At 60.6% G+C, this 6651-nt stretch carries 6 protein-coding genes and 1 pseudogene; 3 read left to right on the forward strand and 4 right to left on the reverse strand.

Going from position 1 to position 6651, the window contains the following annotated elements; genetic code table 11:
* The 3 genes and pseudogenes from JMJ55_RS28775 to JMJ55_RS31320 form a co-directional block, all read right to left on the reverse strand.
* Positions 1 to 1308: a UDP-glucose dehydrogenase family protein gene (locus JMJ55_RS28775; protein WP_202829051.1), complete on the reverse strand. Its 1308-nt coding sequence runs from the start codon at positions 1306 to 1308 to the stop codon at positions 1 to 3.
* Positions 1309 to 1592: 284 nt separating this feature from the next.
* Positions 1593 to 1799: a hypothetical protein gene (locus tag JMJ55_RS28780; protein WP_202829052.1), complete on the reverse strand. Its 207-nt coding sequence runs from the start codon at positions 1797 to 1799 to the stop codon at positions 1593 to 1595.
* Positions 1800 to 1969: 170 nt separating this feature from the next.
* Positions 1970 to 2108: pseudogene (locus tag JMJ55_RS31320) on the reverse strand (IS5/IS1182 family transposase); the annotation flags it as partial.
* A 650-nt stretch (positions 2109 to 2758) separates the two neighbouring features.
* On the opposite strand from JMJ55_RS31320, the gene gmd reads away from it, so the two are divergent.
* From gmd to JMJ55_RS28795, 3 genes are all read left to right on the forward strand, one after another.
* Positions 2759 to 3880: a GDP-mannose 4,6-dehydratase gene (gene gmd / locus JMJ55_RS28785; RefSeq protein ID WP_202829053.1), complete on the forward strand. Its 1122-nt coding sequence runs from the start codon at positions 2759 to 2761 to the stop codon at positions 3878 to 3880.
* Positions 3873 to 4829, forward strand: a complete 957-nt coding sequence (gene fcl / locus JMJ55_RS28790; RefSeq protein WP_328702795.1) for a GDP-L-fucose synthase — start codon at positions 3873 to 3875, stop codon at positions 4827 to 4829. The genes gmd and fcl overlap by 8 nt, the downstream gene beginning before the upstream one ends.
* A 280-nt stretch (positions 4830 to 5109) precedes the next feature.
* Positions 5110 to 6165, forward strand: coding sequence for an O-fucosyltransferase family protein (locus JMJ55_RS28795; RefSeq protein WP_202829054.1), 1056 nt, complete (start codon positions 5110 to 5112; stop codon positions 6163 to 6165).
* Between the two features lie 333 nt (positions 6166 to 6498).
* On the opposite strand, the gene JMJ55_RS28800 is transcribed toward JMJ55_RS28795, so the two are convergent.
* Positions 6499 to 6651: transposase (locus JMJ55_RS28800; protein ID WP_202829055.1), on the reverse strand; the 153-nt coding region annotated here is incomplete at its 5' end.

A 6651-nucleotide genomic window follows, 5' to 3' on the forward strand; every position in this document is an offset into this window, starting at 1 on the left:
TTACGCCCGTCCGACGCTGCTGTAGTGGAAGCCGGCCTCGCGCATGGCGACGGGATCCCAGGCGTTGCGGAGGTCGAGCAGGGTCTCGCCCCGCATGGCGCTGCGCAGGCGATCGGGGCTGAGCGAGCGGTATTCGTTCCACTCGGTCAGCAGCACCACCACATCCGCGCCGGTCGCGGCCTCGATCGCGCTGGCGGCGAAGCGGGTGGCCGCCGGCAGCACCTGCCGCGCCTGGCCCGGCTGCGGGTCGTGCACCGTGACCTCGACCCCGGCGGCGATCAGCTTCGGCAGGATCACCAGGCTCGGCGCGTCCCGCATGTCGTCGGTCTCGGGCTTGAAGGTCACGCCCAGGATGCCGACCGACTTGCCCGCCGGCGAGGGCCCGAGCGCGGCCAGGATCCGGTCGGCCATCGCCTCCTTGCGGGCGTCGTTCACCGCGATCGTCGCCTCGACCAGGCGGATCGGGGCGCCAGCATCGCGGGCCGTCAGCGCCAGGGCCAGCGTGTCCTTCGGGAAGCAGCTGCCGCCATAGCCCGGGCCGGGATGGAGGAACTTCCGCCCGATCCGGCCATCGAGGCCCATGCCGCGGGCTACGTCATGGACATCGGCGCCGACCCGCTCGCAGAGGTCGGCGATCTCGTTGATGAAGGTGATCTTGGTGGCAAGGAAGGCGTTCGCCGCATACTTGATCAGCTCGGCCGTCTCGATGCTCGTCGCCACGATCGGCGTCTCGATCAGATAGAGCGGCCGATACAGCCGGCGCAGCGTGGCGAAGGCCGCATCGCTGTCCGCCCCCAGCACCACCCGGTCCGGGCGCATGAAGTCGCCGATCGCGTTGCCCTCGCGCAGGAACTCGGGGTTGGAAGCAACATGGATCGTCAGGTCCGGCCGCACCCGCTGGACGATCTCCCTGATCTTCTGCCCCGTCCCGACCGGCACCGTGGACTTGGTCACCAGCACCAGCCCGTCCTTCTTCGCCGCCCGGGCCACGCCCTCGGCCGCGGCATAGACATAGCGCAGATCGGCATGGCCATCGCCGCGCCGCGACGGCGTGCCAACCGCCAGGAAGACGCAATCCGCGCCCTCCATCGCCTCCTCCAGATCGGTCGTGAAGCCAAGCCGGCCATCGGCATGGTTCTCCGCCACCAGCTTGTCGAGCCCAGGCTCGTAGATCGGGATCACCCCGCGCCGCAGCGCCTCCACCTTCGCCGGGTCCGTGTCCACGATGCAGACATTCACCCCGAACTCGGCAAAGCAGGCACCAGACACCAGGCCGACATAACCGGCTCCGAGAACCGCAATTCGCATATCACGCACCCCGAACGGCCACGATCACTCTACCGCAGCGCAACATGGATACTAGAAAATCCTCTGCGCCGGAAGCGCTGATGGATGGCGGGGTAAGGTACCAGCAATCGTATGGCCGGATTGCAGGCCGACATTCGGCGCCATCGACATCAGGGGAAATGGAAGACAAACATTGAAACGCGAGAGACAGGCCGGTCACCCGTAGGATGAAACCCGTCCCTATGGCGCGCCTTGCCGCATCAGCGGCCAAGGTGGCCCATTTCAGCGCAGCAGCTTACTGCAGGTCACCTCGACCAGTTCGCCGATATTGACTGCGGCGGTGACCCGTTGGCGGCGAAGCGAGTGCGGAAACGGGAAATGATGACGATGATCACATTGGCATGCCTGAGGCTCTCCCAGGCCTCCACATTGCCGGCTGCGGCCTCGTCGGCGAGAACGATATCGTCATCCTTTGCGGGTTCCCGCAGCAGGGTCGTGACGGTAGCGAGCACCAACTCCCCCCTCAAGGCCTGGGATCTGTGCCTCGCAGGTGCTGCAAGCCTGTCCTCTGTACGGGATCGGGTCGGGTCTTGGCCTAACGTCCCTCATGGGCGTCGGCGGCGGGGGCGGGCGGTATGATGCCCTGTCGCCAGGCAAGATGCGGACAGAGTTCTGGCGTCACGGCGCCGAGCAGCTTCGGCAGTCTGACAAGGTTGTAGCGCCATGGCGAGGGTGAACTCCCAGTCGATCTTGGGCAGGCCGCGGTGCCAAGCCTTGCGCAGCCCGGCGAGAGTCTTGGCCCAGCTGAAGGCCTCCTCGATCCACTCGACCCGCCGGCCTTCCGAGCGGAAAGAGTAAAAGGCTTGCATGAGGAGCGCCCGCAGTCGCCGCTCGGGCGAGATCGAGTCTCGGCCCGTTGGGTGTTCGAGAGCGTCGAGCTCGGCCGGCCTCTCGCCCAGCCTCGCTTACGATGCACCGGATTATCCACAGCGGACAGTCGGCCGAGACCCGTTGCTCCAGGCACACCTAGCTGGACAACGAGCCCCGCACTTCGTCCTTGCCGCGCATCCCAACCTCGCCCCCTTGCCATCGGCATACGAAGCACCATCCAAGCCCGGTCGCGGGCAAGAATTTCAGCAGCTTGCTAATGCAATGGACGGGCGCCAAGGAGGTTTTTGCGCGCATATTAACTGCATATCAATATTTGAGTGTTTCTTTTCCAAGGGCTACCTTCGACACGAGGAGTAGGCCGATCATCGAGGCGCGCCTGCTGTATGCTCCTTCCGGCCCCAGTAGCCGGAATGCTACCAAGGGGACCAACCGACTGGTCGCATTAGGGCGGTTAGGCAGCACCTTAGATTGAGGCTTGGCTTTCGAGCGTGGGTATGTAGAACTTAGGCACGAGAAGCGGTCAGGCAGTACCTGCCAATTGCGCCGCTCAGGGCTGATCACGCGATCTAAAGGAATTCCAATGTCGCAGCGGGTTGCATTGATCACCGGGGTGACCGGGCAGGATGGCGCCTATTTGGCTGAGTTGCTGCTCTCCAAAGGCTATATCGTGCATGGCATCAAGCGGCGTTCTTCTTCTTTCAATACTGCACGGATCGACCACATGTATGTCGACCGGCATACTGAAGGTGCCCGCTTTTTTCTGCATTACGGCGACCTGACGGATGGGTCCAACCTGATCCGCATCCTCCAGGAGACGCAGCCGGACGAGGTCTATAACCTCGGTGCGCAGAGCCATGTCGCGGTGAGCTTCGAGACACCGGAGTATACAGCTAACGGTGACGGCATAGGCACGCTCCGGATCCTCGAAGCTATCCGAATTCTGGGCATGGAGAAGCGTACCCGCTTCTACCAAGCTTCGACTAGCGAGCTGTATGGCAAGGTGCAGGCCGTGCCTCAGGACGAGGAAACGCCGTTCTACCCACGCAGCCCGTACGCCGCGGCCAAGCTTTACGCCTACTGGATTACGGTGAATTACCGCGAGGCTTATGGTATCCACGCCTCCAACGGTATCCTGTTCAACCACGAGAGCCCGCGGCGTGGTGAGACCTTCGTCACCCGTAAGATCAGCCGCGGCGTTGCCGCCATCCATCATGGGCTGCAGGACTGCCTCTATCTCGGCAACCTCGATGCCCAGCGGGATTGGGGCCATGCGCGGGATTACGTCGAGGGCATGTGGCGCATCGTTCAGCAGGACCAGCCGGACGACTTCGTCCTGGCCACCGGCACCACCCATACTGTCCGCAAATTCGTCGAACTCGCCTTCGCCGAGGCAGGAATCAACATCGAGTGGTCCGGCTCGGGTGTGGATGAAATTGGCCGCTGCAGCAAGACCGGCCGCGTTCTGGTGCAGGTCGATCCGGCCTATTTCCGCCCGACTGAAGTCGAGCTGCTTCTCGGCAATCCGGCCAAGGCTCGTGCGAAGCTCGGCTGGCGCCATACTGTGGAGTTGCCGGAACTGGTCTCGGAAATGGTGCGGACCGATCTTGACTCTATCGCTAAAGGCAATGCCCTTCTGGACCGGGAGCTGGACACTTCGCTCCGTCAGCGCAGCCCTCGCCTAAAGGCCACGGTCGATGTCTGAGCATGTCCCCTTTGACCTGACCGGCAAAAGGGTGCTCGTTACCGGACACCGCGGCATGGTCGGCTCTGCTTGCGTGCGGCGACTGCAACAGGAAAAGGTGGAGATCCTCACCGTGTCTCGCGACACGGTGGACCTGCGCGATCAACCCGCGGTCACTCGCTACATCGAGAGTACCCGCCCAGATGTGGTGATCATCGCTGCGGCCAAGGTAGGTGGTATCATGGCAAATGATACCTATCCGGCGGAGTTCCTGTACGAAAACCTGATGATTGAGGCGAACCTGATCCACGCCTCCCATCTCGCCAATGTCTCCAAATTGCTGTTCCTCGGCTCCTCCTGCATCTATCCGCGCGAGGCGCCGCAGCCGATCCCGGAAGACGCGCTTCTGACGGGACCGCTCGAAAAGACCAACGAGTGGTATGCGGTGGCGAAGATTGCCGGCATCAAGCTGTGCCAAGCTTACCGGCGGCAGTATGGCTGTGACTTCATCTCCGCCATGCCGTGCAATCTTTATGGAGTTAACGATTACTTCCATCCCGAACGTAGTCACGTTATCCCTGCGCTGATTAGCCGCTTCCATGAAGCCGCCAGGCGGGGCGATGACGTTGTTACCTGCTGGGGCAGTGGGCAACCACGTCGTGAATTCCTCTATGTAGATGACTTGGCTGATGCCTGCGTCTTCCTGCTGGAGCGCTATTCAGGCGAAAGCCATTTAAACGTCGGTACGGGCAGTGACATAACAATCGCAGAGCTGTCCGGCATGATTGCGGATGTGGCCGGCTTTCGGGGCCGCATCGCATGGGACACCTCAAAGCCGGACGGCACCATGTTGAAGCGCATGGATGTTTCCCGCCTCGCCGCTATGGGTTGGACTGCTAAGACCAGTTTCGCAGATGGACTTCGCGCCACCTATCAGTGGTTCCTGGAGCAGGAAGTCGTGCGGACCTGACCACGGCGAGGAAGGTAGGTAGCATTTGAGGCTGGTGCAGGGCTCGGCTGTTCGAAACAGGCATGGGTGCTCCGCCGCCTCAAGGGGCGGGGCTGATCGGCGCTGGAGCCAAGGCTTCCCTCCGCCAAGATTGGCGGAACATTCGTTCCAATGGCTTGCTTTCAGCAGGCATGCTTGCAAGCAAGAAAGACGGAATTTTCATATTCTAATCATATCGCCTTGCCATACTTAGCAAACTGCACAATAAATGTGCTTGATGTCTTTCCCTTGTGAGGCTGTGATGTTGACTACAAGCCTGCCACTTTCTGCCGCTGGTGAGCGCCCCCTATTCATTGTCAGGCGTGGCGATCGACTATCCGCTCGTCTGAAGTCTTTGTTACTTTCTTGGCGATTCAGCAACGAAGTGGGTGGTCAGCTCGTTTTTTGTTGGTTTCCGCGCGACCGGAGCTTGTACGGGGCCCTTCCGCCAGAGCCATATTCGGCCGGCCTGGTCTGGAATCTTCCTTTATTTTATCATGAGCGCGGCTTTTCTGAACTTATTTTCCTTGACGATGAGTACCGCCGGAACGACACTTACCAAAGCCTCAACGACCCGATTTATGAGGAATTTCACAAAACTGGATTTAAGCGAGAAAATTTCATTGGGAAGCGGCTGACATTCCTCGAAAATGACCACATCAGGCACCAATTCGAGGGAGAGACAGAAGACTCTATTATGGCGCAGATGCGCCAGCTCAACGACCGCCTGCCGCTCCACCCCACAATCTTGTCAACTATGGCGCGTGCTCAGGAAGAGTTGGGCGACGAGCCCTATGTCGCACTCCATGTTCGCCGCGGTGACATTCTCGATCTTTTCAAGAAGGCGCTTCCGGAATTGGAATCCGGAGTAACGAGCGACGTAGTTCTGAAATATGTTCGGGCTGCGGCTGGTTATACGGCACCGCTCGGATGGTATGATCCGCATGTTGAAGAGGCGATCAAGGCTGGAGAGCGGATCGTTTTTTTCAGCGATACACCCGAGACTTTTGGGCATTTTGAAGAAGTGCACGGAAAGCGCAAGATCATCCGGGCCAGCACTCTCACACGGAGTCTTCGCACGCCCATTCAACAAGCAATGGCCGAGTTTTTGCTGATCAAAAATGCCAAGCGCATCATTGGAACAAAATCGTCTTTTGCTGGCTTTGCAGCTCGTCTTGGCGACGCGCCTGTGGTCAATGTGATTTCGAAGGGAAACCCGAAAGAATTCGAGAAATACTTCGTTGAAGAAGTGCTGCAGGGCGCCACGTTGCCAACTGAGGTCACCGGCCGTTTGCTGGAACAGCTTCGAACGAGGTAACGCAGGCCATAACGTCCTCAGCTCAGCGAGCTGCAAGCCAGCATCCTAATTTTACAGCAATGCAACTGAACATCATCGGGAACATTGCGGCGTAGTCACCTGTGCAGATACTGGCTGGCGCTTGGAAGCGCACGAGCCTGCGGCCGCGGGCCGGCGGTTGCCGGCCCGGCGTCAGGGAGTGTGGCCGATGGTGTTGGAGTACGTGCGTCCCTACCTCAAAGCGCATATGGACAATGATTGGGATACTCAGGCAGCTGCCAAGGCCGCTGATACCAAGTCCCATTGCTCATGGTCCTTCGGCGCCGCGGCTTACTGACTGTGTGGGAATGCCCATCAAGCGGCGATGCGCCGGAGCATGATGCGGGACATAGCTGCGTGGATCATGGCTTCCCCTGTTTCGGGCAGTTGCTCGTAGTCACGCGCGAACCTGCGCGACCGCGACAGCCAGGCGAAGGTCCTCTCCACCACCCACCGGCGCGGGATGAC

It is taken from the genome of Belnapia mucosa (assembly GCF_016775475.1).
GTDB classification, from domain to species: domain Bacteria; phylum Pseudomonadota; class Alphaproteobacteria; order Acetobacterales; family Acetobacteraceae; genus Belnapia; species Belnapia mucosa.

Excerpts from the sequence above, each read along its gene's own strand:
- JMJ55_RS28775 (WP_202829051.1), bottom strand. The coding sequence starts at position 1,308 with ATGCGAATTGCGGTTCTCGGAGCCGGTTATGTCGGCCTGGTGTCTGGT.
- gmd (WP_202829053.1), top strand. The coding sequence starts at position 2,759 with ATGTCGCAGCGGGTTGCATTGATCACCGGGGTGACCGGGCAGGATGGC.
- fcl (WP_328702795.1), top strand. The coding sequence starts at position 3,873 with ATGTCTGAGCATGTCCCCTTTGACCTGACCGGCAAAAGGGTGCTCGTT.
- JMJ55_RS28795 (WP_202829054.1), top strand. The coding sequence starts at position 5,110 with ATGTTGACTACAAGCCTGCCACTTTCTGCCGCTGGTGAGCGCCCCCTA.